Here is a 25,342-nt window from a genome sequence, read left to right on the forward strand (position 1 = left end):
TACTATCCTTGAACTTGACCGGCCTGGCGGCGTCTATCCGACGCTCCATCCGATGCGGCTGCGTGCTGCGTTGCGGAGCACGCCCTTTCATTCACCGTTCACGTCGAGGATTCCATGCAAGTCACTCCCCCCAACAGTGCGGCCCTGCGCGCGCAGCTCGAAACGCAGGTCGACTTCCTTACCCAGCTGTCGCGCCACAGCGTCGATGCCTTCGGCCAGCTCGGCGCGCTCAACCTGCAGGCGGCGCGCCAGCTGGTCGACGACGGCATGGAGCTCGGGCGCGCGCTGGCCGCCTGCCGCGACCCGTTCCAGATGATCTCGGCCACGATGCGCGTGACCCAGCCGGCAGCCGAGCACTGGCGCAGCTGGCAAAGCGGCGTCATGCGGGTGCTGGCCGCGAGCGGCGCCACCCTCGCCCACGACGCCAACGACGGCAGCTGGCAGGCCGCCCGCCAGGCAGCGGACAATACCGACCCCTCCGGGCAGCCTGGCGCCGCCCGCCGGGCCGGCTAGCGCCACCGAACCCGGACGGAGGTCACATGGCATCCACTGGCACACATCCGCACGCGTCGGCCGACGCGCTCACGCTGCTGCGGCGCGATCACCTGCGGGTCCGCCTGCTGTTCATTGAACTCGACAGCCTGCGCGGCATCGAGGACGAAGACGAGCGCAAGGCAGAACTGGTCGACGACATCTGCTACGAGCTGACCGTGCACAGCATGCTCGAGGAAGAGATTTTCTATCCGGCCCTGCGCGCGGCGCTGGGCGACGACGACCTGCTCGACGAAGCCGAGCTGGACCACGCCGGCGCGCGCGAGCTGATCGGCCAGCTCGAGGTCATGTACCCGGGCGACGAACATTTCGAGGCCACCGTCGCGGTGCTGGCCGAGGAAGTCGAACACCACACGGCCATCGAGGAGAGCGAGCTGTTCGACGCGGCACGCGCCGCGCAGCTCGACCTGGAGGCACTGGGCCTGCGGATGGCCGCGCGCCGCGCCGGGCTCGACGACTTCGACGCGTCTGCGGGCGCGCCCGATACGATGGAGCCGCACGAGGGCCGGCGTTCGGCACCGCGCGCTCCCGACTAGGCAACATCGAGCGGCAAGCTCAGGGAACTATCAAACAGTCGGTGTCTCTAACCGCACGAGCGCAGCAATGCTGCACTTACGTACTTTGCACTTACTTCCTTCACTGCAGGGCAACCAGGAGAGCGACATGGCGACAAGCAAGGAGAGCGGCAAGAGCGCGGGCAGCTCCGGCGGCAGCGCGCAAAAGAGCGGTGGCGGCAGCGGTAGCGGACCAGCCAAGCGCGGTTTCGCGGCGATGGATCAGAACCAGCAGCGCGAAATCGCCAGCAAGGGTGGCCAGGCAGCGCACCAGAAAGGCACGGCGCACGAATTCGATTCCGAAGAAGCGCGCCGCGCCGGCCAGAAAGGCGGGGAGGCCGTGAGCCGCAACCGTGCACACATGGCCGACATCGGCCGCAAGGGCGGCGAAAGCCGGCAGTCGGCCAGCCGGGCAGCGGCAGCAGCAGCAGCCGGCGGCACGGCCAAGGGCGGCAGCCGCCAGGGCGGCAAGGAACAATAAACACGCGCACCGCCTCCGGTGCGCCCGGCCGGCGCGGGCCGCATGCTGGCCGCATGCACGCGTACACCCGCGCCGCCTTCCACACCACCCCGGGGCCCCTTGCCGCCTCGGGTTTCCTTCGATCGCCTCGCGCTGCCGCCGGAGCCGGCAGCGAGCAAGGGCAAGGGCGCTGTGGTACATTTCCGCCCCTATGCAAGAGCTCCGTTACCTGACCGCCTACCCCGACGCCCTGCGCCAGCAGGCCGCGGCCCTTCTCGGCGAAGGACGCCTGGGCGCTGTCCTGCGCTCGCGCTATCCGCGCGCCCACGGCTTGCGCACCGACCGCGCGCTCTACGACTATGTGCAGGAACTCAAGCTCGACTACCTGCGCAATGCCGAACCCATCGCCAAAGTGGCTTACGACAGCAAGATCCACGTGGTCCAGCATGCGCTCGGCCTGCACACGGCCATTTCGCGCGTCCAGGGCAGCAAGCTCAAGGCCAAGCACGAAATCCGCATCGCCAGCGTGTTCCGCGACACGCCCCTCGAATTCCTGCGCATGATCGCCGTGCACGAACTGGCCCACCTGAAGGAAAAGCAGCACGACAAGGCTTTCTACAAGCTGTGCTGCTGGATGGAGCCGCACTACCACCAGTTCGAACTCGACCTGCGCCTCTACCTCACCCACATGGAACATGGCGGCGAACGCTTGTGGCTGGCAGAGAACTGATCTGATTGTGTTGCCGCTTTGCAACATATTGCAACGGTAGATCGTTTCCTCGAATAAATATATTCGACTTTCAACAGTGCGTTCGCTACAGTCCCTACCGTAATGTGCAATATGCATGCGCCGCCCGATCGACAGCGGCGGGCACGCACGCCGACTGACGAAAGCCCATGCATCTGACCGACCACGCCGCCAGTTTCCTGCCGGGCGCTGCCTGCGCCAGCCTCCTGTTCTCCCTGTGCGCGCTCGCGCATGCCGGGCCGGCCTCGCCCGACTGGAAATTTTCCGGTTTCGGCACGGCCGGCGTGGTGCACTCGGACGAAAAGAACGCGGACTTCACGGCCGCGGCCACGAAAGCCTCCGGCGCCGGCCGCAGCGGCGCCTGGAGCCGCCATGTCGACAGCACCCTCGGCGCCCAGCTCGACCTCAGCTTCGGCTCGCGCTGGTCGGGCGTGGTCCAGGTGGTCAGCGAGCAGCGCCTCGACGGCAGCTACCGACCCGAGGTCGAATGGGCCAACATCAAATACCAGGCCACCCCGGAACTGGCGCTGCGCCTGGGCCGCATCGCCATGCCGATGTTCATCGCCGCCGACTACCGCAAGGTGGGCTATGCCTATCCGTGGGCGCGCACGCCGCTGGAAGTCTATGGCGTGCTGCCGATCACCAACAGCGACGGTGCGGACATCACCTGGCACTGGGAGGGCGACGGCTTGCGCAGCACGACCCAGGCCTTCTACGGTTATACCGACATGCGGCTCGCGGGCAGCGCGCGCCTGCGCGGGAACGCCCTCGCGGGCCTCTCGCACACGGTCGAGCGGGGCGACGTCAGCGCGCGCGTGTCCCTGATCACGACGCGCATCACGATCACCCTCTTTCCCGAGCTGTTCCAGGGCCTGAACGCGTTCGGACCGCAAGGCCGCGACATCTCGGGCCGGCTGGCGACCGAGGACAAGCGCGCCACGGCGATGAGCGTCGGCCTGGACTACGATCCGGGTCCCTGGTTCGTGACGGGCGAAGCGGGCCGCTCGAAAGTCCCCTCCTATCTCGGCAAGACCCGCTCGGCCTATGTCGGCGGCGGCCTGCGCCGCGGCGACTTCACGCCCTACGCCGGCTATGCCCGCGTCTGGGGCACGCCGCCGCCCGGCCCCCACTTCCTGCCGCTGGCCGGCCTGCCGCGCGCCCAGGCCGCCGCCGCCGCCGTGCTCAACGCGAACGTCGACCTCGTGTTGCGCGCGGTGCCCTCGCAGTCGACGCTGATGCTGGGCCTGCGCTGGGACCTGGCGCCGAACATGGCGCTCAAGCTGCAGCACGAACGGGTCACGCCGCGCATGGGCTCGCGCGGGATGCTGGTCAATTCGGTCCGGGGCTTTGCCTCGGACCGCACGGCGCTGGTCAACAGCGTCCTCCTCGACTTCGTGTTCTGAGGGCGGCCATGTCGATATCTGTCTTGCGCTCGCGCGCAGCAGCCCTCCTGGCCGCGATCACCCTGCTCCTGTCCGGCGCGCCCGCGCTGGCGGGCGAGCTGGTCGTCATCGTTTCCGCACACAGCCCGGTCGAGGCCCTGGCCGCCGACCAGGTGGCGGCCATCTTCCTCGGCCAGACGGCGCGCTTCCCCGACGGCAGCATTGCCACCGCGGTCGACCAGCCGATCGGCAGCGGCCAGCGCGACGGCTTCTACCAGCGCGTGGCCGGCAAGACCCCCGCCTTGTTGAAGGCCCACTGGTCGAAGATGATCTTCACCGGACGCGGCCAGCCGCCGCGCGAACTGGCCGGCAATGCCGCCGTGCGCCAGGCCGTGGCCAGCGATCCGGGCGCGATCGGCTACATCGACCGCGAGGCGCTCGACCCGACCGTGCGCCAGGTCTTGCTGGTGCATTGAGAGGCGCCGCATGACATCCGCCCCCGCCGCCCTCCGGGCCCACACGCCGCGCTCCCGCCTTGCACGCCTGCTGGGACGCGGCCTCGACACGCACATCTCGCTGCCGCTGTTCGCGCTGGTGCTGCTCATCGGCATCTGGGGCCTGACCCTGCGTTTCGTCGAAGAGCACCACCTGGCCGCCGGCACCGCGGCGCGCGCGGCGACCCGCGAGCGCATCGACACCTACGAGGCACAGATGGCGCGCAGCCTGGGCGGGATCGACCAGACCCTCAAGGTGCTCAAGTATGCGGTCGAGCTGGAAGGGGCGGCCGGCGCCCTGCCCGCCCTGCGCCGGCAAAACCTGCTGCCGTCTGGCCTGGTGTTCGTGGTGGCGATCGCCGACAGCCGCGGGCGCGTGGTCGCCAGCAACCCGGACGATACCGGGCAGGACGTCTCGAACGCCGCCTATTTCCTGTACCACCGCGATAACAACCTCGGCCTGCCCTTCGTGGGCGCGACCGTTGCCGACAGCAGCAAGCTTGACCCGCACCTGCATTTCACGCGCCGCATCAACGACGCGGCGGGCCGCTTCGCCGGCATCGCCATCGTCGAGGCCGATCCATCGTATTTCACCAGCGCCTACGAGCCGGCGCGCGACGGCCACCAGGGCTTGCTGGGCCTGGCCGGGACCGACGGCGTGATGCGCGCGATGCGCGTCGGCGAGGACGTCAGCTGGGGCCAGCGCATCGGCCTGGGCAACGCGCCGGACGGCACGGTCACCATCCACCGCGGGCCGGACGGCGTCAAACGCTACACGAGCGTCAAGCGCCTGCACGGGTTCCCGCTGGCGATCGTGGCCGGCCTGTCGCAGCCGGAACAGTTTGCGCCCTACGAGCAGACGCGGCGCACCTGGCTCGCCGTCGCCAGCGGCGCCAGCGCGCTGCTGCTGCTGGTGGTGACGCTGGTGTCGGTCTGGTCGTGGCAGCTGGCCAAGGCCAGGGCCCGCGCGCGGCGCGCCCAGGAAACCTATGCCGCCGCCTCCGAAGGCAGTCTGGACGCCTTCTTCGTGCTGCGCACCGTGCGCGACGCCAGCGGCAAGGTGGAAGACTTCCTGGTCGAGGCCACCAACTCGCGCGCCGAGGACATCATCGGCCTGTCGCGCGCCGAGATGCAGGGCATGCGCGCCTCCGAGATGCTGCCGCATTACCGCGACAACGGCATCTTCGCCGACGTCGCCCAGGTCGCTACCGACGGCCAGCCGCGCGAAGGCGAGTGGCAGGCCTCGAAGCGCCGGGCCAGCGGACGCTGGCTGCATCGCCAGGTGGTGGCGGTCGAAGGCGGCGTGGTGGCCATCGTGCGCGACATCACCGAGCGCAAGCAGGTGGAAGAACGCATTTTCCACATGGCGCACCACGACGAACTGACCGGCCTGCCGAACCGCAACCTGATGCATACCCGCATCGACGAGGCGATCGGCGACGCCGCGCGCCACGGCCAGCCGGTCGCCCTTGCCTTCATCGACCTCGACGGTTTCAAGCTGGTCAACGACGGCCTCGGCCACAATGCGGGCGACGAGCTGCTCAAGATCGTCAGCAAGCGCATGGCCGGCTGCCTGCGCCGCAACGACACGCTGGCGCGCTTCGGCGGCGACGAATTCGTGATCCTGCTGCCGGGCCACGGGCACGGCGAAAACGATATGCAGGCGCTGGCGCGGCTGCTCGAAAAGATCCGCCTGGCCGTCACCGAGCCGGTCGAAGTGGCCGGCCAGGTGGTCCAGGTCAGCTGCAGCATGGGTGTGGTGAGCTACCCGCGCGACGGCGCCGACGCCACCGCGCTCCTGATGAACGCCGACGCCGCGATGTACCGCGCCAAGGACCTGGGCAGCAACAACTTCCAGTTCTACACCCGCGAGATGAATGCCAGCGTCGAGGAAAAGCTGGTGCTGCTCGACGGCCTGCGCAACGCCGTCCAGGCGACCCTGGAGGGGCGTCCGGACGGCGCCAGGGGCGGCTTCCGCCTGCTCTACCAGCCCAAGGTGGACCTGAAGGACGGGACCATTTTCGGGGTCGAGGCATTGATCCGCTGGCAGCATCCCGAACACGGCATGGTGCCGCCGCAGCGCTTCATCGGCCTGGCCGAGGAAAGCGGCCTGATCGTCGAGATCGGCGACTGGGTGGTGCGCGAAGCCTGCCGCCAGGCCCGCGCCTGGGTCGACGCCGGGCTGCCGCCGGTGACGATCTCGGTGAACGTCTCGGCGCGCCAGTTCGAGGAAGCGCGGCTGGTGGAACGGGTGGCGGCCGCGCTCGAGGCCAGCGGCCTGCGTCCGGAACTGCTCGAACTCGAAGTCACCGAAAGCCTCATCATGCGCGACCTGCAGAAGTCGGTCGCGAAGATGCGCGAGCTGAAAAACATGGGCGTGTCGCTGTCGATCGACGATTTCGGCACCGGCTATTCGAGCCTGTCGTCCCTGAAGAGCTTCCCGATCAGCCGCCTGAAGATCGACAAGAGTTTTGTGAGCGAGCTGGCCGACAACGCGGACGACCAGGCGATCGCGATGGCCGTGATCTCGCTCGGCCACAAGCTCAACCTGCGCGTGATCGCCGAGGGCGTCGAAACCGAGCAGCAGCGCGCCTTCCTGCGCGCGAACGAATGCGACGAGATGCAGGGCTACCTGTTCAGCCGTCCGGTGCCGGCAGACGAGATCGAGGCCTTGCTCGACCGGCAGACGGCGCGCGTGGGCTCGCGTTCTTGCACTGTCGCCGAGACTCCCGAGGCGGAACGCCAGCCGCTGGCATTGACGTAGGGTGGCCGGCTCCACCCGCCAAGCAGGCGTCCCCGGAACGGCTGCGCCGCCCACGCGTTCCAATCACATCCGATCCGTCGCGGCCGGGCAGGAGATGGCTGAACGCGTGGACGGCCCGACGCCAGCATAGTCCCATGCATCCGGGTCGAGCCGTCCACCCTACCGGATACCCGCCGCCTCGCGCAGGCGCTTGACCAGCGCCCCGGCATCCGCATCGACATTCATCAGCGCCGCGTGCGCCGGGCGCACGAAGCCCTCTTCCTGCTGGTGGCGCACGAAGCCGGTCAGGCCGTCGTAGAAGCCCTCCGTATTGAGCAGCCCGATCGGCTTGGCGTGGATGCCCAGCTGGGCCCAGGTCAGCATCTCGAACAGTTCCTCGAGCGTGCCCATGCCGCCGGCCATGGCGATGAAGCCGTCCGAGAGCTCGGCCATCATGGCTTTGCGCTCGTGCATGTCCTTGACCACGAACAGCCGCGTCAGCCCGGCATGGCCGACCTCGCGCTCGACCAGGGCCTTCGGGATCACGCCGGTCGCTTCGCCGCCCAGGCGCAGCACTTCGTCGGCGATCACGCCCATCAGGCCGACCTTGCCGCCGCCGTAGACCAGCGCGATGTTGTGCTCGACCAGCGCGCGCGCGAGCAGGCGCGCCGCTTCGGCGTAGATCGGACGCGCGCCGCTGGAGGCGCCGCAATAGACAGCTATCGATTTCATGCGTATTCCAAAAAATTGAGGGCGCTGGAGAAAACCGTCCGCGGCAAGACGCCGCAACGCCGCCATGGACGGTTTTATCCCGCGTCGGGGTCGCGGCCGTCGTCGGCGAGTTTTTTCAGATATTCCTCGGACAGCTTCTCGAACAGCAGGCTCGTATCGCCGCGCAGGTAGGGACCGAGCATCGACAGCACCTGGTAGCAGCCGCGCGCCAGCGCGTCGGCGATCGCCTGCTGCTCGCTGTACTTGCGCGGGTTGCGCACGTATTCGTAGGACAGCCAATAGGTGGCCACGACCACCATGTTGGTCGCCATGGCGCCGATCTGGGCGTCGCTCGCCTCCAGCGAATTTTCGCTGCGCAGGTCTTCGCACAACTGGCGCGCGACCTTGATCTTGTGGGCGAGGATGGCCTTGAAGTGCAGCTCGAGCTTGCGGTTGCGCGACAGCAGGTCGTTCAGGTCGCGGTAGAAGAAACGGTAGCGCCAGATCAGCTCGAACATCAGGTGCAGGTAGAGCCAGACGTCTTCCATGTTCGAGCGCCGCCCGGCCGGAACCGTGAGGATGCGCCCGATCTCGGCCTCGAACTGCACGAAGATCGAATTGACGATGTCGTCCTTGTTGCGGAAGTGATAGTAGAGGTTGCCGGGCGAGATGTTCATCTCCTCGGCAATGACGGTCGTCGTGATGTTCGGCTCGCCGAACTCGTTGAACAGCCTGAGCGACAGCTCGAGGATGCGTTCACGGGTACGGCGTGGAGCTTTCTGTAGCATGGAAGGTGGCATGGTTGGTGTCGCCCGCAAGCATATCATCAAGCCTGGGACCGGCGGCAGTTGGCTTATTCCCCGTCGTTTTCCGGCTTGGGCGTCCGCGCTGCGCGTTTCGCCGCCGGCCTGGATGCCGCCGTCTTGTCCGCAAGCGCGGCCACCAGCCGTTCCAGCTCGTCGACGCGGATGCGCAAGGCTTCCATCTCGCCCGGGGCCGGCACGCCGATGGTGGCCAGCGCGCGCGCGACGCGCTCCTCGAACACCTGCTCCAGCTTGCCCCAGGAGCTCGACGTGCGCCGGCTCGCGCGCTCGGCCTTGCGCGCCACGGTGCCGGTCGCGTCCTCGACCTGGCGCGCGCGCTTTTGCAGCTCGCTGCCGTCGCGCACCAGGCGCGTGAATTCGCGCCCGCCCTCCTGCTGGGCCTTGGCGAAGGCACCGAGGCCGGCCTGCCAGATCTGCTGGGCCGAGCTGCGCACGGCGCGCGCGAGCGCTTCTTCTTCCTGCTCGAGTTCCTTGATGTTCTTGCTCATTGCTTTCCGCCCGCTGCGTCTCATGCGTATGCGGCCATTGTAGGTCCGCACAATAGAGATCTGATTCTAAAACGCCATTTTAAATGAGTGCACGCTTGCGCTGTTCCTCGAATGCGTGGCACAACAGCGCCAGCAGCGCGGCGCCCGACCAGGGCTTGGCCTGGAAGCGGTCGGCGGCGCCGCCGGCGAGCGCCGCGGCGATGGCGCCCTCTTCCTGCTCGCCCGAGAGCAGGATGCGGAAGGTGGCCGGATGGCGCCGGCGCACCTGCTCGAGCAGCTCGGCCCCGCTCATGCCCGGCATGCGCTGGTCGCTGACGACGACGGCAATCGGTTCGCGCTCCAGCAGCGCCAGCGCTTCTGCTCCCGATGCCGCCACGAACACGCGCCAGCCCTGCCCCTGCACGGTGTCCTGCAGCAGCGCGCGCATGAAGGCGTCGTCGTCCACCAGCAGCAGGCCGGGAGCGGCCGGGGCCGGGGCCAGCGCCGCCAGTTCGGCCATCACCGTGTCGAGCACGCGCGCGTTGCAGCCCAGCGCCACGTGGCCGACGCCGCCGAAGGCGATGTTGCGCGCGCCCGGCAGCAGGCTCGAGGTCTGCGGCGAGACGATGTTGTCGTGGTGGGTGTAGATCGAGGTGACCAGGGCGCGCGCCGCCGGCCCTTCGCTGCGCCCGAGCTCCTGCAGCCAGTCGCTGGCCGCGCCCCGGTTCCAGCGCATCTGGAGCACGTTCGGGCCGCGGCCGAAGCGGGCCATGCCGGTGCCGTGGTGGGGTGTGCCGAGGGTGATGACGCGCGCCACCCGGGCCGTGCCATGGGCCCGCATCCAGGCCCGCACCACCAGGCCGCCCATGCTGTGGGCGACCAGCGCGACCTGCGCGGCGCCGGTGCGCCGGCACAGTTCCTCGACCGCTTCCTGCACCAGGGGCACATAGCCGTCGATGTCGCCCAGCACCGGCTCGAGGTCGACGCTCGCATGGCTGATGCGGGCACGGTCCAGGCGCGGGATCAGGTAGGCCCAGTAGCCGCTGTTGCAGCCGTAGCCGTGCACCAGCAGCACGGGTACATGAGACGGCCCGCGCTCGCTGTCGTAGATCCGCACGCAGGCCGCCGCGCGCGGCATGAACCAGGAGGTGTGCAGCATGCTGGTCTTGAATTCCTCGGCCAGCAGGCGCAGGCGGGCCGCGAAGCCAAGCCGGAACTCGGGCGGCGTCGGGCTGGCGAAGCAGGCACTGAGCAGGAAGTTGTTCATGTTGATCGCGAGGCGCACCAGCACCACGCTGCCCAGGCCCAGCCCGAGCGCTTCCCAGGGCGAGGCGCCGAACCAGCGCCAGCCGGCCAGGCCGATCGCCGTTCCCGCCACCGCCTGCACCAGCAGCAGGCGCCGCAACATGCTGCGCGCGCTGATCACGTCACGGCTCCACCCGGGCCTGCGCCGGCAGGAAGTATCTGCGTTTGCTCTGCATGTTCGGCATCCCTGTTGTTATCTTCCCAGTGTACGACAAAGGAAGAGGACTGCAGGCGGACGGGGCTGGAGCATCTCCTCGAAAACCCGGCAAGCCCGGCGCGCATGCAAATATTGTTCGCATAGAGCGATTAAATTGCAAATTTTATTTGCAAGCCAGCCCCTGCCGTCCGGGCTGCGCGACGCGTTTCGATTGGCGCTGTCCTTCTCAGCGCTGCCGCGGGCTTGTACCATAGCGGTATTGAGCTCGACTACGAAAGAACATTCATGACCTCGCATCTCCTCGCGCGCGCGCTGTTGGCTACTTCCTGCGCCGCCTTCGCCGCCTCCACCCTGCCCGCCCATGCCGCCAGCACCGCCGCGTCGTCCGCCTCCAGCGCCGGTTCGGCCTCGTCGGGCAGCGTCTCCGATTCGATCGGCGCATCCAGCAACAGCTCGGGCGGCAACGAGCGCGTGGCGGCCGGCCAGTACCGCGTGATCGACATCGCCGAGGCGCCGGCCAAGCCCGGCACGACGCGCATGACCCTGCGCGCCGTGGGCGCGGCGCGCGAGTTCACGCTCGACGTGCCGAACCGCGCGCTGGCGGCGCGCGGCGTGAACGCCGGCGAGATCGTCCAGGTCAACGAGCGCGTCTACGGTTACGAGTTCGCGCACGCCGATACCCGGCAAGCCTTCTTCCTGGCGCTGCAGGATGCCTGGTACCGCGAACTGGGCTCGCAAAAAGTCGCGATCTGATGCGTAATGGCGCGCTGCAGGCGGCACTGGCCGCCGCCGCGCTGTGCGCGAGCAGCGGGGCCTGGGCCGGCATCCCGACTTTCTGCGAGCGGAGCGTCGAGATCTCGGCGGCCGACCAGGACCGCGTGCTGCGTTTTGCCGGCGTCGTCAGGCAGGAACTCGAGCGTTCCGGCGCCCAGGCCGCCCTGATCGCGCGCGCCGGACTCGACCTGAGCCGTTTCGGCCTGCTGTATTCGCACGCCGGCATCGCCCTGCGCGACAATCCCGGCAGCCCCTGGGCCGTGCGCCAGCTCTACTACGCCTGCGACGAATCGCGCCCGCGCCTGTTCGACCAGGGCGTGGCCGGCTTCGCCCTCGGCGCCGAGGCGCCAAGCCGCGGCCACATGTCGCTCGTCTTCCTGCCGGAAGCGGACGGCGCCCGGCTGGCGAGGACCGCCCTCGACAAGCCGCTCGCGCTGGCCCTGCTGGCGGGCAAGTACAGCGCCAACGCCTTTGCCTTCGGCACCCGCTACCAGAACTGCAACCAGTGGGTGGCGGAGCTGCTCGCCAGCAGCTGGGGCGGCCTCGGTGCGCAGGCAGGCACCCGCGAACAGGCGCAAGCCTGGCTGCGCGCCCACGATTACCGGGCCGGACCGGTCAAGGTGCCCTCGCACCTGATGATGTTTGCCGGCCAGTTCGTGCCGCTGGTGCACGTGAATGACCACCCGGTCGAGGACATCCATGCGCTGGCGCTGCAGGTGAGCACGCCGGCCGCCATCGAAGCCTTCGTGCGGCGCCAGGCGCCGGCGGCCCGCCGTGTCGAGCTGTGCCACGACAAGGACCGCATCGTCGTGCGCCGCGGCTGGGAGCCGCTGGGCGCCCAGTGCGTACCGCAGGCGGGTGACGAGGTGATTGCGCTGGCGCCCTGAGCATGCGGGGCAGTTGGCTGGCCTGCGGTGAAGCTTGGAGAGGCCGGGCAGTCGGCTGATCCGGGTTTACGCGTGGAGTCGGGAGCGGTTCGCTGCCCGCTCCACCCTACCGCAACACCTTCGCCGCATCCACGATATCGACGCCCTGCAACTGGCCGAGCCAGCTGTCGAACCAGGGCTTGTGCGAGACGCCGACGATGGCCAGCACGCGCGCGCCGGGGCGTTCGCGGAAGGTTTCGCGGATGTTGGCGACCATGCGCAGGTTGCGCACTTCCCAGCCGGCGACCCAGATCTGCGGATAGCCTTCGGGCGACGTCGAGCGCATCGGCCCCAGGACATTCGCCTCGGCATACACGCGCATGGTCTCCGGGGTGTTGAGCGCGCGGTAGAGCGGCAACAGGTCGCGCGCGCGCTGCAGCGGCTCCTCCCGCTTCTGGCGCGCCGCCAGCTCCGCCCCGCTCGCGGCCCAGGCCTGCTCCAGGGCGCGCATGAAGGCTTGCTTGTCCGGTAGATCGAGCAGGTCGCCGCTATGGTTGTCGACCGCATGCACCCGCTGCAGGCCGAGCCAGGCCGCCAGGCGCGCGGCGATCAGGTAGGACTCGTTATTGAACCGGCCAAGTTGGACGAGTTGCTCCACCAGCGCCGGACTCAGCGTGTTCCCTGCCCGGCGCTCGGCTTCCGGCAGTTGCAGCCACTGCACATAGGCCGAGGCGCGGTCGTTCGCCGCCATGAACAGGGCGGCCAGGCGGCGGCGCTGGGCCGGGTCCGGCTGCGCGGGCCAGGCTTTCAGGGTTTTGACGACCTCGGCCATCGCGGCCGGCATGTCGAGTCCGGTCGCGGCCTGCGCCGCCTCGGTCGAGGGGCAATAGTCGGCGCCGTATTTTGCGGGATGGCGCGCCGCCGTGTCGCACTCCTCCCCGGGTTCCGTCTCGATGGTGATGATGCCCGGCTTGAACGCCGCCAGCCGGTCGAGCAAGCCGTTCAGGGAAGCCGGATCGAATCCCTCCGGCATCTCGCGCAAGTGCATCGTGCCCAGTACCAGCACCTGGGCGCGCGGCCCGTGCATATCGCGGTCGAGCCTGGTCAGGTCGACCTGCGCCTGGACGGCGAACGGCAATGCCGCAATGAATGTCAGGCCCCGTTTTGTCCATGTCTGCATCGTCTGCTCCTGTTGTCAAAATGGACAATATAGGCAAGCAGCAAGACCGGCACAACAATGCCCGGACGAAACGCGGTTTTCGGGTAGCAGGACGGCGAAAAGGAGGAACGGACTCAGTCCCGGCGCTTGAGGATCTGGCTGGCGATGCCGCGCAGGATATTCACCTCTTCGGTCTCGAGCCCGGTGCGCGAAAACAAGCGCTTCAGGCGCGGCATCAGTTTCTTCGGATTGTCGGCATTCAGGAAGCCGATCGCCACCAGCGCCTGTTCCAGGTGGGCATACATGCCCTCGACCTGCTCCAAACTGGCGGCATCGCCCTGGAAGCCGATGCCGGACTGGGGCAGGCTGTCGCCGATCGCCGCCATCCGGCATTCGTAGGCCAGCACCTGGGCCGCCTGCGACAGGTTCAGCGAGGAATAGGCCGGGTTGGCGGGAATGTTGATGAGAACGTTGCACTGCTCGACGATCTGGTTCGGCAGTCCAACCCGCTCGTTGCCGAAGATCAGGGCCGGGGCAAGCTCGCCCTGCCCTGCGACGTGGCCCGCGAAGGCGCGCGGCGTCCATACCGGCGGCGAGAATTCGCGCAGGCGGGCCGATACGGCGGCCGCGAAATTGCAGCCCTCCAGGGCCTCGCCGATGGTGCCGACGATGCGCGCGCCCTGCAGCACGTCGGTTGCGCCGCTGGCGAAGGCCACCGCTTCCGGGTCGTTCAGGGGATCCTCGCCGCGCGGGGCGACCAGCACGAGCTCGGTGAAACCCATGGTTTTCATGGCGCGCGCCACCGAGCCGATGTTGCCGGCGCGGCTAGTTTCGACGAGTACAAACCGCAGGCGGGTGAAAAGAGTCGTGTCGGAATCAGGCGGGTTCATTTAAAATAGCGCCATCGCGCGGCGACGGACGGTAGGTTCTGGCAAACAAGGCCGGGATTTTAACGGGTTCGACGCCGCTTTGCTCTTTAATTCACTCTCGTATTCGACGGTCCACGGCGCTTGCTGCCCCGTGGGCATCTCCGTTTTTTTCAGGGAAACAGCTAATATGCATCCAATGCTCAATACGGCCATCAAGGCCGCTCGTCGCGCCGCAACCGTCATCAACCGCGCGTCTTTCGACCTCGACCGTATTACGGTCTCTGAAAAACAACACAACGACTTCGTCACCGACGTCGACCAGGCAGCCGAACAAGCGATCGTCGAAACGCTGCTCAAGGCCTACCCGACCCACGCCATCCTCGGCGAAGAATCGGGTCCGTCGCGCAACCTGAACGACGACAGCGAATACGTCTGGATTATCGATCCGATCGACGGCACCACCAATTTCCTGCACGGCTACCCTAACTTCTGCATCTCGATTGCGCTGCAACAGCGCGGCGTGATCACGCAAGCCGTCATCTACGATCCGGTCCGCAACGACCTGTTCACCGCCAGCAAGGGCGCCGGCTCCTACCTCAACGACAAGCGCATCCGCGTCAAGAACCACGACCGCATCGGCAAGGCCCTGGTCGCCGCCGGCCACGGTCCGGACCCGCGCGCGCTGGCCGAATACCTGCGCATGTACGAAGTCGTCGCCTCGCGCTGCCACGGGGTGCGCAGCAGCGGCTCGGCCGCGCTGGAACTGGCCAACGTGGCCGCCGGCCGCGTCGACGCCTTCTTCGAGAAAGGCCTGAAAATCTGGGATATCGCTGCCGGTTCCCTCCTGGTGACCGAAGCGGGCGGCATCGTCGGCGAATTCAACGGCGAATCGAGCTACCTGAACAAGGGCGACATCATCGCCGCTGGCCCGAAGGTGTTTGCCCAGATGATCCCGCTGATGGTCCCGTTTGCGTAATTAGCGTAAAATAGCGGACTTGGCCAGACGACCGCCGCGCAGTGCGGTCGTATGGCAGGCACTCCAGTATTTCCACCGCGCAATAATTTCCCTATAATCGACAACCCGGCGCCTCCATTGTGGTGCGCGCGTGGTGTGCTCCTGACCGGGCATCGATATATCCCCTCCGCTCCTGGCGCCGCTTGCGCCGCGGCGGAATCAACCTCACCAGAAGAGTCTATGTCATTTGCTACCCTCGGCTTGTCCGACGCTATCGTTCGTGCTGTCACTGAACAAGGCTATACCACGCCGACCCCGATCCAGGCACAGGCGATTCCCGCCGTGCTCGGCGGCGGCGACCTGCTCGCCGGCGCCCAGACCGGCACCGGCAAGACCGCCGGCTTTACCCTGCCGCTGCTGCAGCGCCTGTCGACCGATGCCGTCGGCGCCGCCCAGAAAAGCAAGACTTCCCCACGCGCCATCCGCGCCCTGGTCCTGACCCCGACCCGCGAACTCGCGGCCCAGGTCGAGGAAAGCGTGCGCCTGTACGGCAAGTACACCAACATGAACTCGGCCGTCATCTTCGGCGGCGTCGGCATCAACCCGCAGATCAAGCTGCTCAAGCAAGGCGTCGACGTGCTCGTCGCCACGCCGGGCCGCCTGCTCGACCACGTCGGCCAGCGTACCGTCGACCTGTCGAAAGTCGAGATCCTGATCCTCGACGAAGCCGACCGCATGCTCGACATGGGCTTCATCCACGACATCAAGAAAGTGCTGGCCGTGCTGCCGCCGAAGCGCCAGAACCTGCTGTTCTCGGCCACCTTCTCGGACGAGATCAAGGCCCTGGCCGACAAGCTGCTGAACAACCCGGCCTCGATCGAAGTGGCGCGCCGCAATTCGACCGTCGAAGTCATTTCGCAAAAGATCCACCCGGTCGACCGCGACAAGAAGCACCCGATGCTCTCGCACCTGATCAAGGAAAACGACTGGAGCCAAGTGCTGGTGTTTACCCGCACCAAGCACGGCGCCAACAAGCTGGTCGAGCAGCTCGGCAAGGACGGCATCGGCGCCATGGCGATCCACGGCAACAAGAGCCAGACCGCGCGCACCAAGGCCTTGTCCGAATTCAAGGACGGCAGCCTGCAGGTGCTGGTCGCGACCGACATCGCCGCGCGCGGCATCGACATCGACCAGCTGCCGCACGTGGTCAACTATGACCTGCCGAACGTGCCGGAAGACTACGTGCACCGCATCGGCCGTACCGGCCGCGCCGGCGCCACCGGCGAAGCCGTGTCGCTGGTCTGCGTGGACGAGCACGACATGCTGAAGGACATCGAAAAGCTGATCAAGCAGACGCTGCCGCGTCACGTGATCCCGGGCTTCGAGCCGGACCCGACCGCACGCGCCCAGCCGATACAGCTGCGCAGCGGCGCGCCGGGGCACGGCAACCGTGGCGGCCGTCCAGGCGGCGGTGGCCGTGGCCAGGGCCAGCCGCGCAGCGCGGGCGCCGGTAACGGCGGCGGCCGTTCGCCAGCGGCCGGCAATGGCGGCGCGCGTCCTGCCGCAGCCGGTAACGGCAATGGCGGCGGCCGTGGCGGCAACGGCCAAGGCCGTGGCCCGCGTCCGGCCAGCAGCTCGGGCCAGGGCAACCGCGGCCGTTAATCCCTGCGTGCAGTGAAGAATAAGGGCGGTCCGGCTTTCCGGCCCGCCCTTTTTGTTGCAGCGGACGTAGCGCGTAGGCTCGAGAGCCCACCGTGCAAAAGCCCACCGCGACCGGCCGCACGATTGCGTTCCCGGGGCGCGTTTCACCCCCGGATGTTACGATAGCGGACTGACAACATCCGAGCCCGTCCATGCCCAAATTCGCCGCCAACCTGAGCACGCTGTTTCCCGAGCTCAGCTTCCTCGACCGCTTCGCGGCCGCGCGCGCGGCGGGCTTCGACGCGGTCGAGTTCCAGTTCCCGTATAGCTGCGAGCCGGAATGGATCGCCGGGCGCCTCGCGCGCTACCAGCTGCAACTCGTCATGCATAACCTGCCGCCGGGCGACCTCGCGGCGGGCGACCGCGGCATGGCCTGCGATCCGCGCCGCGTGCAGGAGTTCCAGGACAGCGTCGAGCTGGGGCTGGACTATGCCGACGACCTCGGCGTGCGCATGCTGCACTGCATGGCCGGCAAGATACCGCCCAACGTACCGCGCGAGCGCGCCCACGACACCTATGTCGCCAACCTGAAGTTCGCCGCCGGCAAGCTCAAGGAACGCGGCCTGGACCTGCTGATCGAGCCGATCAACGACCGCGACGTGCCCGGTTATTTCCTGACCGGCTCGCGCCAGGCCGCCGCCATCATTGCCGAGTGCGGGATGGACAACCTGTTCCTGCAATTCGACCTCTATCACATGCAGCGCATGGAAGGCGACCTGGCCGACAGCCTGCGTACCCTGCTGCCCCTGATCCGCCACATCCAGTTCGCCGATGTGCCGGGCCGCCATGAGCCTGGCACCGGCGAGATCCGCTTCCCCTACCTGTTCGCCCTGCTCGACGAGCTCGGCTATGACGGCTGGCTCGGCTGCGAGTACACGCCGCGCGCCGGCACCGTCGACGGACTCGGCTGGCGCTCGGAGCTGGCCGGACAGGAAGGCTAGACAAGCGCCACGCCCTGCGGCACCATGCTTGCTCTTATAACAAGGAGACAAACATGATCCAGGGCTTGCGTACCGTTATTTATCCCGTCACCCAGCTTGCCGAGGCGACCGACTGGTACCGCCAGGTACTCGAGCGGGCGCCCTATTTCGACCAGCCCTTCTACGTCGGCTTCGAGGTCGGCGGCTTCGAACTGGGCCTGGTGCCCGACGGCACGCCCGGCGCGACCGGCGCCACCGCCTACTGGGGCACGCCGGATGCCGCAGCCGAGCTGGCCCGCCTGACCGGCCTCGGCGCCACGGTCGAGTCGCCGGTCGAGGATGTGGGCGAAGGGATCCGGGTCGCCACCGTGCGCGATCCTTACGGCAACCTGTTCGGCATCATCGAAAATCCCCATTTCGACCGCAACAAGGTCGCTTGAGTTGATTAACGACAACGCCGCAGATTGCGGCGTTCGACAAAATAAGGTCTTTCCGTCCGGCATCTTCGCCGCTTCGAGAGGACCTGATGACTTCATTTCGCCTTGCTCTCCGCTGTGGGATCGCCTCCGGCCTGCTCGGGATCAACCTGCTGCTGGGCGGCTGCGGCACCACCGGCGGCGCCGTCAGCCTGACCGAGGTGCGCGAATTCGCCGATGCGTCGGCAAAACTGGGCGGCTACGGCGAACTGTCGCGCCGCTACCGCGACACCTATGAGCGCGAGCAACCCTACCTGCCCGCCGGCGCCGACAAGCTGGCGCGGGAAAACGACGCCAGGCGGCGCGCCGTCTACGAAGATTTCGTCAGCGTGCAAAAGGCGCTGGTGCTCTACATGCAGACGCTGAGCCTGCTGGCCGGCGACACCCGCTACGACCTGAGCGCGCAGATCGACGACCTCGGCAACGGCCTGAAGGCCAATGCCGAGTCGGGCCTGCAGCAGCGCCACATCACGGCCTATACCGGGCTGACCCGGCTGCTGACGCGGGTCATCGCGTCGGGCTACCAGAACCGCAGCGTGGAGAGCATGGTGCGCGACGGCGATGCCGACGTCCAGGCCCTGCTCGAAGCGATGATCTCGCTGACCCGCCTCTACTACAAGACCAACGAAAACGAAAAGAAGACCATCCTCGGCATCTTCGACGTCGAGCTGCCCTTCGCCAAGGGCCGCGACGAGCGCATGCTCGTCACCCTGGCCAAGGTCCACTACCTGAACAAGGCGAGCGAGTACAAGCTCGTCGACCGGCGCTACGACCTGGCCCTGCAAGGCCTGACCAAGGTGGCGCTCGGGCACCAGAAACTGCGCGAAAACCTGCACCGGCTGTCCGAAGCGGACGTGCGGCGCATGCTGGGCAATTATGGACGCGACCTGCGGATGATCCGCGAAGGCCTCGCGAGCGATTGATCATTCAGGAGGCGGCATGACGAACGAAACGAATGCGAGCGAGGCTGCGGGCGCGGACCAGGTGGACGATGCACAGGACAGCGCCGCCGCGGCGCCGAACCCTGCTCCGCCAGCCGGCAAGGACGGGGCTGCCAACGGCCTGTCCAGCGTGCCCCACATCGTGGAACTGGCGGACCAGCTGTCGGCCTGCGCCGACCAGCTACACGAACGCATCCTGCGCGACATCCGCGCCTACGAGGGCAAGCCGGTGCCGGACCAGGTGCAAGCCACCGCGCGCGCCCTGCTCGAAGACGAGCTGATCTTGCGCCAGCGCGCCAACGGCCTGTATGCGGACGCCGCCACCTTCATCGTCAAGTCGCTCGGCAAGCCGCAGCAGAACATCGTGGCGCTGACCAAGGAAGCCGCGGAGAAAATCCGCAAGATCGGGCAGATCGGCAATGCGGTCGGGCTGGTCGCCGGCCTGTTGCACCTGGCGGGCGCCGCCGCCACCGGCCAGGCCGTGCCGATCATCATGGCGCTCGACAAGGTCCATACCCAGCTCAAGACCATCGAGGGCAGCTCGGGGCCGAAGAAGACATAAAGCGCCGGCGCCGTTTACTCGGCCTGCCCTTTTCGCCGTGCATACATCCTGCATTCGGCCGCCAGCGCCAGCAGATTCGGGTCGCGTTCGCGGCTCCTGGAAAAGAGCAGGGTAATCGACTGCTGCACCGCAAACTTGGACGCGAGCGGCACCAGCTTGATGCGCGAGGTGAACGAAGCGATCCGGCCGGGCAGCAGCGCAAATCCGATCCCTTCACTCACCAGGTTAATCAGCGAAAAGATGTCGCTCACTTCCATGGCGATGGTGGGCGCGAAGTCGCTGCGTTCGAAGGCCTGGACGAAGCTGTGCGTCGTCGCGAAACCCTGTTTGAGCACGAGGAACTTCTCGTCTTTCATCTGGGCGAGGTCGATCTCGGCGTGGCGGGCATATTCGGACTGCGCCGGCACGGCCAGGTAAATCGCGTCGTCGAAGATCGGGACCGAGACCAAGTCGCTGCCGCCGGCCGGCTCGATCAAGCCGATGATCACCGCATCCAGGTTGCCGTCGGCCAGGTCGCGCAGCAGGGCCTGGTTCGAGCCCATGGTCAGGTTGACGTCCAGGTCGGGCCTGCGCAGCTTGAGTTCCACGATGATGCGCGGGATGCAGTGCAGGGTCAGCGAATGCAGCGTGCCGATGCGCAATTTGGGCGCGTTGAAGCCGGCCACCTCGCGGGCACGTTTGACGCCCTCTTCGCAGGCCTCGATGGTTTCTTTCGCATATTCGGCAAACACATGCGCCGTCTCGAGCGCGATCAGCTTGCGCCCCTCGCGCTTGAACAGCGGGCAGCCCAGCCCTTCTTCGAGCGTATGCAGGGCGCGGTGGACACTGACCGCGCTCTGCCCGAGCAGCTCCGACGCCCGCGTCAGATTGCCTACCTGCATGAAGGTAAGGAAAATTTCGAGCTTCTTGAGTGTGATTTCTTCGTTGATGATCATCGTCTGTTCGAGGGCGTAGGCAGCGCTATCCGCAGGAGCATACAACACGCCCCCGCGTCCGGGGAGAATCGCAATCATTAACCTGACCCTAACGAACTGGCTGCCACCTTGATTGATGGCCTGTTGAACTCCTACTATCGTGATCTCCACGATGACGGTTTCGTAGGAGACAGAATGACAATCGAAGCACAAGTTCCGCCCAGGTGGGACAAACGGCGCCAGGAGAAGCAGCGCCGGCTCGCACTGGCACAAGCCTATGCCTGCGGCCGGGTGATCGCCACCGACCAGATCGTTCCCGCGCTGGAAGCCCTGATTTCCCCCGGCGACCGCGTGGTACTGGAAGGAAACAACCAGAAGCAGGCGGACTTCCTGGCTCGTTCCCTGGTCCAGGTGGATCCGGACAAGGTCAACCACCTGCACCTGATCATGCCCAGCGTCAGCCTGCCGGAGCATCTCGACCTGTTCGAACTCGGGATCGCGCGCAAGCTCGATTTCGCCTATGCCGGCGCCCAGAGCCTGCGCATCTCCCAATACCTGAAGGACGGCCAGCTCGAAGTCGGCGCGATCCACACCTATGTCGAGCTGTATGCGCGCCTGTACGTGGACCTGAGGCCGCAGGTGGTGCTGGTGGCCGGCTACAAGGCCGACCGCCAGGGCAACCTGTACACCGGCCCGAGCACCGAAGACACCCCTGCCCTGACGGAAGCGGCGGCGTTCAGCAACGGCATCGTCATCGCGCAGGTCAACGAGATCGTCGACGACCCGGGCGACCTGCCGCGGGTCGACATCCCCGGCTCGTGGATCGACTTCGTGGTGCAGTCGGACAAGCCCTTCTTCATCGAGCCGCTGTTCACCCGCGACCCCCGCCTCATCAAGCCGGTGCACGTGTTGATGGGCATGATGGCGATCCGCGGCGTGTACGAGCGCCACCAGGTGCAATCGCTGAACCACGGCATCGGTTTCAATACCGCCGCCATCGAACTGCTGCTCCCCACCTATGGCGAGCAACTTGGCCTCAAAGGCAAGATCTGCCGCAACTGGACCCTCAATCCCCACCCGACGCTGATCCCGGCCATCGAATCCGGGTGGGTGGAAAGCGTCCATTGCTTCGGCGCCGAAATGGGGATGGAAAACTATGTGGCCGCCCGTTCGGATGTCTTCTTCACCGGCCGCGACGGCTCGCTGCGCTCGAACCGGCTGCTGTGCCAGCTCGCCGGGCAGTATGCGGTCGACCTGTTCATCGGGTCGACGCTGCAGATGGACGGGCTGGGCAATTCGTCGACCGTGACGCGCGGCCGCCTGACCGGTTTCGGCGGCGCCCCCAACATGGGCCACGATCCGCGCGGACGGCGCCACGCCACCCCGGCCTGGATGGACATGATCGACGCCACCGACCCCATGGCGCGCGGCAAGAAGCTGGTCGTGCAGATGGTCGAAACCTTCCAGGACAACGGCCAGCCCAGCATCGTGGAAACCCTGGACGCGGTCCAGGTCGGCCACGATACCGGCATGCCGCTCGCCCCGGTGATGATCTACGGCGACGACGTGACGCACGTGCTGACCGAGGAAGGCATCGCCTACCTGTACAAGGCGCGCTCGCTCGAAGAACGCAAGGCGATGCTCGCCGCGGTGGCCGGGGTCACGCCGGTCGGCCTGCGCCACGATCCGAAGGAGACTGCGCGCCTGCGCAGCGCCGGCCTGATCGCCCTGCCCGAAGACATCGGCGTGCAGCGCGCCGACGCCACCCGCTCGCTGCTGGCGGCCAAGAGCGTCGGCGACCTGGTGGACTGGTCGGACGGACTGTACGATCCCCCGGCCAAGTTCAGGAGCTGGTAATGGACGCGCCTCTCCTGCTCGATAGCGGCGCGCCCTGCCTGCCGCTGGCGCCCTGTCCGACCCTGCTGGCCGATACCGCGGTGGCGGCCCTGGTCGACGAAGCCATGCTCACGCCCAAGCCGGGCCTGGTCGACCTGCGCGGCCGCGGCGCCCATCGCGACATGGATTGGACGCTGATGTGCCATTCGGCGCGCGCGCTGCATCCGACCTTCCACCTGCTGGCCCAGGCCGGCAGCCGGATGCGTGACCTGCCGGCGCTGCGGGTCCGGATCGGCCAGATCGGCCGCCTGGGCGAAACGGCCATGCTGGAGGCGACCGGCGGCATCAATACCCATCGGGGCGCGATCTGGGCACTGGGCCTGCTGGTGACGGCCGCGGCCCAGGATGCGGCGCAGGCCAGTCCGGCGCAGATCGCGCGCCGGGCCGGTGCGATCGCACGCTGTCCCGACCGCTTTGCACCCACTCATACCGGCAACAAGGGCGAAGCTGCCTGCCGCAATTACGGCGTCGGCGGTGCACGCGCACAGGCGCAGGCCGGCTTCCCATCCGTGATCGAGGTCGCCCTGCCCCAACTGCGCCGCTCGCGCCAGGAGGGAAGCCATGAGATGGCGGCGCGCCTGGACTGCCTGCTGGCACTGATCGCGCAACTCGACGATACCTGTGTGCTGTCCCGCGGCGGCACGGCTGCCCTGGCCGCGGTGCAGGACGGCGCGGCGCAGGTGCTGGCAGCCGGCGGCACCGGCCGTGCCGGGGGCAAACGCGCCCTGCGCAAGCTGGACGAGCTGATGCTCGGGCTGAACGTGTCGCCCGGCGGCGCGGCCGACCTGCTGGCCGCCGCCCTGTTCCTGGACCGGCTCCAGCACGAACGATCGAACTGACATTGCAAGGATGAAATGATGGAACACTTTATGCGTCAATTTGCCGCCGGCGCCCCGGCGCCGCGGCGCGCCATGGCCGGGGTGGTCGGCTCCGGCGACCTGGAAGTGCTGGTCGAGCCCAACACTGCCGGCTCCACCAGCATCACGGTCAACACCTCGGTCAACGGCAAGGAACAGGTCTGGAACGCCGTCCTGGAGCGGATGTTCTCGGTAGCCGGCTTGCCGGCGGTGGCAATCGAAATCAACGACTGCGGCGCGACCCCGGGCGTGGTGCGCATGCGCCTGGAAGAAGCGATGGAGGAGGCAAGAAAGCCATGAGCACAAGCGATTTTCGACAGCGCGCCAGTTTCATCGAGCTCAATGCCCGCCAGCGCGCGGCGGCACTGCTCGACGCCGGTTCCTTCCATGAACTGCTGGGTCCGTTCGACCGCATCAAGTCGCCCTGGCTCGAGCGGCAGGGCATCACGGCCCAGGCCGACGACGGCGTGGTGGTGGCCAAAGGCAGCATCGGCGGGCGGCCGGCCGTCGTCCTCGCCATCGAAGGCGCCTACCAGGGCGGCAGCATGGGAGAAGTCGGCGGCGCGAAGATCGCCGCTGCCCTGGAACTGGCGGCCGACGACAACCGCCGCGGAATCCCGACCTGCGCCGTGATCCTGTTCGAGACCGGCGGCGTGCGCCTGCAGGAAGCCAACCTTGGCCTGGCCGCGATTGCCGACATCCACGCTGCCATTGCCGACCTGCGCCGCTATCAACCGGTGATCGGCGTCAGCGCCGGCACCGTCGGCTGCTACGGCGGGATGTCGATCGCCGCCGGGCTGTGCAGTTATCTCGTCTGCACACGGGATGCGCGCCTCGGCCTGAACGGCCCGCAGGTGATCGAGCAGGAAGCAGGCATTGCAGAGTTCGATTCCCGCGACAAACCCTTCATCTGGAGCCTGACCGGCGGCGAGCAGCGCTACCGCTCCGGCCTGGTGGACGCCTATGTGCAGGACGACGTCGGACAGATCCTGGCGGCGGTCGAGGATTGCCTGCGCCAGGGCGTGCCGCAGACCCATCGCAGCGACCGCTACCGCGAATACCTCGGCTGCCTGGCGGAAGTCGACACCACCGTCCAGGCCAGCCCCGAGAAGGTACGCCACATCTACAAGAAAGGAGCCCCATGATGACGACCGTCCATTCGGAACGCGGCAGGACCTGGTTCGCCCGGCTGACGCGCAATTCCCCGCTGGCCCATGGGTACCCGGATTCCCTGCTGGTCGCGGACGCCGAGGCGAACGGGCAGCCGGCGCGCTTCATCGCCGTGGTCCCTGACCCGCAGAACCGCTTTGCCCGCGTGCGCGACGGCGAAGTCGGGCTGGTCGAGGGGTGGCAGATTGCCAGGGCGGTGCGCGAGCTGGTCGAGGCCGAAGCCGAGTACGGGCCCGAGCGCAAGAGCGCGATCATCGCCGTGGTCGACGTCACCAGCCAGGCCTATGGCCGCCAGGAAGAGGCGTTCGGCATCCACCAGGCCCTGGCAGCGGCCGCCGCCGCCTACGCCGACGCCCGGCTGGCGGGCCACCCGGTGATTGCCCTGCTTGTCGGCAAGGCCATTTCCGGGGCCTTCCTCGCCCATGGTTACCAGGCCAACCGCATCATCGCGCTCGACGATCCGGGTGTCAGCGTGCATGCGATGAGCAAGGCCTCGGCAGCCCGCATCACCCTGCGTTCGGTGGAAGCGCTCGACAGCCTGGCCGCGCAAGTGCCGCCGATGGCCTACGATATCCAGAGCTATGCGTCGCTCGGGCTGCTGTGGTGCCTGCTGTCAGTGTCCGATGCCGATGCGCCCTCGGCCGACGATGTCGACCACGTCGAACAGGCCCTGCAGGCGGCGCTGGAAGACATCCATGCCACGCCCGGCCGGGGCCTCGCGGGACGGCTCGCCGCCGAGAACCGCAGCGCCTCGCGCCAGGTCCGCGAGCGCATGCGCGCCCAGTGGCAGTCGCCATCATCGAATTCGTAAAGGAAGCGCGACGACACGGACAAATCATCCACACCAACCGCAACAACCAAAACAAAAACATTTACCAATAAATT

General features: G+C 67.5%; 27 protein-coding genes. 20 read left to right on the forward strand and 7 right to left on the reverse strand.

Annotation, left to right across the window (positions count from 1 at the left end; translation table 11 throughout):
* The first annotated feature begins 114 nt into the window (after window positions 1-114).
* The 7 genes from ACFPAH_RS16315 to ACFPAH_RS16345 all read left to right on the forward strand — a co-directional run bounded on the left by ACFPAH_RS16315 (window position 115) and on the right by ACFPAH_RS16345 (window position 6,954).
* Window positions 115-513, forward strand: coding sequence for a phasin family protein (locus ACFPAH_RS16315; RefSeq protein WP_379747380.1), 399 nt, complete (start codon window positions 115-117; stop codon window positions 511-513).
* Window positions 514-539: 26 nt separating this feature from the next.
* Window positions 540-1,088, forward strand: a complete 549-nt coding sequence (locus tag ACFPAH_RS16320; protein ID WP_379747382.1) for a hemerythrin domain-containing protein — start codon at window positions 540-542, stop codon at window positions 1,086-1,088.
* A 127-nt stretch (window positions 1,089-1,215) separates the two neighbouring features.
* Window positions 1,216-1,587 (forward strand): KGG domain-containing protein, encoded by a 372-nt coding sequence (locus ACFPAH_RS16325; RefSeq protein WP_379747384.1) that lies wholly within the window; start codon window positions 1,216-1,218, stop codon window positions 1,585-1,587.
* A gap of 190 nt (window positions 1,588-1,777) precedes the next feature.
* Complete coding sequence (locus tag ACFPAH_RS16330; RefSeq protein ID WP_379747386.1) at window positions 1,778-2,296, forward strand: YgjP-like metallopeptidase domain-containing protein; 519 nt, start codon at window positions 1,778-1,780, stop codon at window positions 2,294-2,296.
* 167 nt (window positions 2,297-2,463) lie between these two features.
* On the forward strand, window positions 2,464-3,717 hold the full coding sequence (locus tag ACFPAH_RS16335; RefSeq protein WP_379747388.1) for a hypothetical protein: 1,254 nt from the start codon (window positions 2,464-2,466) through the stop codon (window positions 3,715-3,717).
* Between the two features lie 8 nt (window positions 3,718-3,725).
* Window positions 3,726-4,172, forward strand: coding sequence for a phosphate ABC transporter substrate-binding protein (locus ACFPAH_RS16340; protein WP_379747390.1), 447 nt, complete (start codon window positions 3,726-3,728; stop codon window positions 4,170-4,172).
* A gap of 10 nt (window positions 4,173-4,182) precedes the next feature.
* Complete coding sequence (locus ACFPAH_RS16345; RefSeq protein WP_379747392.1) at window positions 4,183-6,954, forward strand: EAL domain-containing protein; 2,772 nt, start codon at window positions 4,183-4,185, stop codon at window positions 6,952-6,954.
* A 159-nt stretch (window positions 6,955-7,113) separates the two neighbouring features.
* Here ACFPAH_RS16345 and ACFPAH_RS16350 read toward each other — a convergent pair whose 3' ends face one another.
* The 4 genes from ACFPAH_RS16350 to ACFPAH_RS16365 form a co-directional block, all read right to left on the reverse strand.
* Window positions 7,114-7,665, reverse strand: a complete 552-nt coding sequence (locus ACFPAH_RS16350; RefSeq protein WP_379747394.1) for a TIGR00730 family Rossman fold protein — start codon at window positions 7,663-7,665, stop codon at window positions 7,114-7,116.
* A gap of 74 nt (window positions 7,666-7,739) precedes the next feature.
* A complete protein-coding gene (locus ACFPAH_RS16355) occupies window positions 7,740-8,432 on the reverse strand; it encodes a TetR/AcrR family transcriptional regulator (RefSeq protein WP_379747396.1) in 693 nt (230 codons plus the stop codon).
* Window positions 8,433-8,497: 65 nt separating this feature from the next.
* Window positions 8,498-8,956 (reverse strand): phasin family protein, encoded by a 459-nt coding sequence (locus ACFPAH_RS16360; RefSeq protein ID WP_379747398.1) that lies wholly within the window; start codon window positions 8,954-8,956, stop codon window positions 8,498-8,500.
* Window positions 8,957-9,035: 79 nt separating this feature from the next.
* Window positions 9,036-10,361 carry an alpha/beta fold hydrolase gene (locus ACFPAH_RS16365; RefSeq protein ID WP_379747400.1) on the reverse strand — a complete coding sequence of 442 codons (1,326 nt, stop codon included), beginning with the start codon at window positions 10,359-10,361 and terminating at the stop codon, window positions 9,036-9,038.
* Window positions 10,362-10,682: 321 nt separating this feature from the next.
* Here ACFPAH_RS16365 and ACFPAH_RS16370 point away from each other — a divergent pair, with 321 nt between their 5' ends.
* Window positions 10,683-11,150 (forward strand): hypothetical protein, encoded by a 468-nt coding sequence (locus ACFPAH_RS16370; RefSeq protein WP_379747402.1) that lies wholly within the window; start codon window positions 10,683-10,685, stop codon window positions 11,148-11,150.
* Complete coding sequence (locus ACFPAH_RS16375) at window positions 11,150-12,058, forward strand: DUF2145 domain-containing protein (RefSeq protein ID WP_379747405.1); 909 nt, start codon at window positions 11,150-11,152, stop codon at window positions 12,056-12,058. The genes ACFPAH_RS16370 and ACFPAH_RS16375 overlap by 1 nt, the downstream gene beginning before the upstream one ends.
* Window positions 12,059-12,164: 106 nt before the next feature.
* Here ACFPAH_RS16375 and ACFPAH_RS16380 read toward each other — a convergent pair whose 3' ends face one another.
* On the reverse strand, window positions 12,165-13,217 hold the full coding sequence (locus ACFPAH_RS16380; protein WP_379747407.1) for a DUF5694 domain-containing protein: 1,053 nt from the start codon (window positions 13,215-13,217) through the stop codon (window positions 12,165-12,167).
* Between the two features lie 113 nt (window positions 13,218-13,330).
* Window positions 13,331-14,086, reverse strand: coding sequence for an RNA methyltransferase (locus tag ACFPAH_RS16385; RefSeq protein ID WP_379747409.1), 756 nt, complete (start codon window positions 14,084-14,086; stop codon window positions 13,331-13,333).
* 175 nt (window positions 14,087-14,261) lie between these two features.
* On the opposite strand from ACFPAH_RS16385, the gene ACFPAH_RS16390 reads away from it, so the two are divergent.
* The 6 genes from ACFPAH_RS16390 (at window position 14,262) to ACFPAH_RS16415 (ending at window position 19,620) form a co-directional block, all read left to right on the forward strand.
* Entirely contained in the window at window positions 14,262-15,041 is a 780-nt protein-coding gene (locus ACFPAH_RS16390) for an inositol monophosphatase family protein (protein WP_379747553.1), read from the forward strand.
* A gap of 219 nt (window positions 15,042-15,260) precedes the next feature.
* On the forward strand, window positions 15,261-16,682 hold the full coding sequence (locus tag ACFPAH_RS16395; protein WP_379747411.1) for a DEAD/DEAH box helicase: 1,422 nt from the start codon (window positions 15,261-15,263) through the stop codon (window positions 16,680-16,682).
* A 191-nt stretch (window positions 16,683-16,873) separates the two neighbouring features.
* Window positions 16,874-17,662 carry a 2-oxo-tetronate isomerase gene (gene otnI, locus ACFPAH_RS16400; protein WP_379747413.1) on the forward strand — a complete coding sequence of 263 codons (789 nt, stop codon included), beginning with the start codon at window positions 16,874-16,876 and terminating at the stop codon, window positions 17,660-17,662.
* Window positions 17,663-17,715: 53 nt separating this feature from the next.
* Entirely contained in the window at window positions 17,716-18,081 is a 366-nt protein-coding gene (locus tag ACFPAH_RS16405) for a VOC family protein (RefSeq protein WP_379747415.1), read from the forward strand.
* A gap of 86 nt (window positions 18,082-18,167) precedes the next feature.
* The gene (locus tag ACFPAH_RS16410; protein ID WP_379747417.1) at window positions 18,168-19,040 is read left to right on the forward strand and encodes a hypothetical protein; all 873 of its coding nucleotides are present in this window, start codon (window positions 18,168-18,170) and stop codon (window positions 19,038-19,040) included.
* Between the two features lie 16 nt (window positions 19,041-19,056).
* Entirely contained in the window at window positions 19,057-19,620 is a 564-nt protein-coding gene (locus ACFPAH_RS16415; protein ID WP_379747418.1) for a hypothetical protein, read from the forward strand.
* A 14-nt stretch (window positions 19,621-19,634) separates the two neighbouring features.
* On the opposite strand, the gene ACFPAH_RS16420 is transcribed toward ACFPAH_RS16415, so the two are convergent.
* Window positions 19,635-20,555, reverse strand: coding sequence for a LysR family transcriptional regulator (locus tag ACFPAH_RS16420; RefSeq protein ID WP_379747420.1), 921 nt, complete (start codon window positions 20,553-20,555; stop codon window positions 19,635-19,637).
* A 174-nt stretch (window positions 20,556-20,729) separates the two neighbouring features.
* On the opposite strand from ACFPAH_RS16420, the gene mdcA reads away from it, so the two are divergent.
* The 5 genes from mdcA to mdcE are packed head-to-tail and all read left to right on the forward strand — an operon-like array spanning window position 20,730 to window position 25,268.
* The gene (gene mdcA / locus ACFPAH_RS16425) at window positions 20,730-22,391 is read left to right on the forward strand and encodes a malonate decarboxylase subunit alpha (protein ID WP_379747422.1); all 1,662 of its coding nucleotides are present in this window, start codon (window positions 20,730-20,732) and stop codon (window positions 22,389-22,391) included.
* Window positions 22,391-23,269: a triphosphoribosyl-dephospho-CoA synthase gene (locus tag ACFPAH_RS16430; RefSeq protein ID WP_379747424.1), complete on the forward strand. Its 879-nt coding sequence runs from the start codon at window positions 22,391-22,393 to the stop codon at window positions 23,267-23,269. Before mdcA ends, ACFPAH_RS16430 begins: the two co-directional genes overlap by 1 nt.
* 18 nt (window positions 23,270-23,287) lie before the next feature.
* Window positions 23,288-23,587, forward strand: a complete 300-nt coding sequence (locus ACFPAH_RS16435; RefSeq protein WP_379747555.1) for a malonate decarboxylase subunit delta — start codon at window positions 23,288-23,290, stop codon at window positions 23,585-23,587.
* Window positions 23,584-24,432, forward strand: coding sequence for a biotin-independent malonate decarboxylase subunit beta (locus tag ACFPAH_RS16440; RefSeq protein ID WP_379747426.1), 849 nt, complete (start codon window positions 23,584-23,586; stop codon window positions 24,430-24,432). Before ACFPAH_RS16435 ends, ACFPAH_RS16440 begins: the two co-directional genes overlap by 4 nt.
* Entirely contained in the window at window positions 24,429-25,268 is an 840-nt protein-coding gene (gene mdcE / locus ACFPAH_RS16445; protein ID WP_379747429.1) for a biotin-independent malonate decarboxylase subunit gamma, read from the forward strand. The genes ACFPAH_RS16440 and mdcE overlap by 4 nt, the downstream gene beginning before the upstream one ends.
* The last annotated feature ends 74 nt before the right edge of the window (window positions 25,269-25,342 follow it).

The organism is Massilia sp. GCM10023247 (genome assembly GCF_042653325.1).
In the GTDB taxonomy this organism is placed as follows: Bacteria; Pseudomonadota; Gammaproteobacteria; order Burkholderiales; family Burkholderiaceae_D; genus Telluria.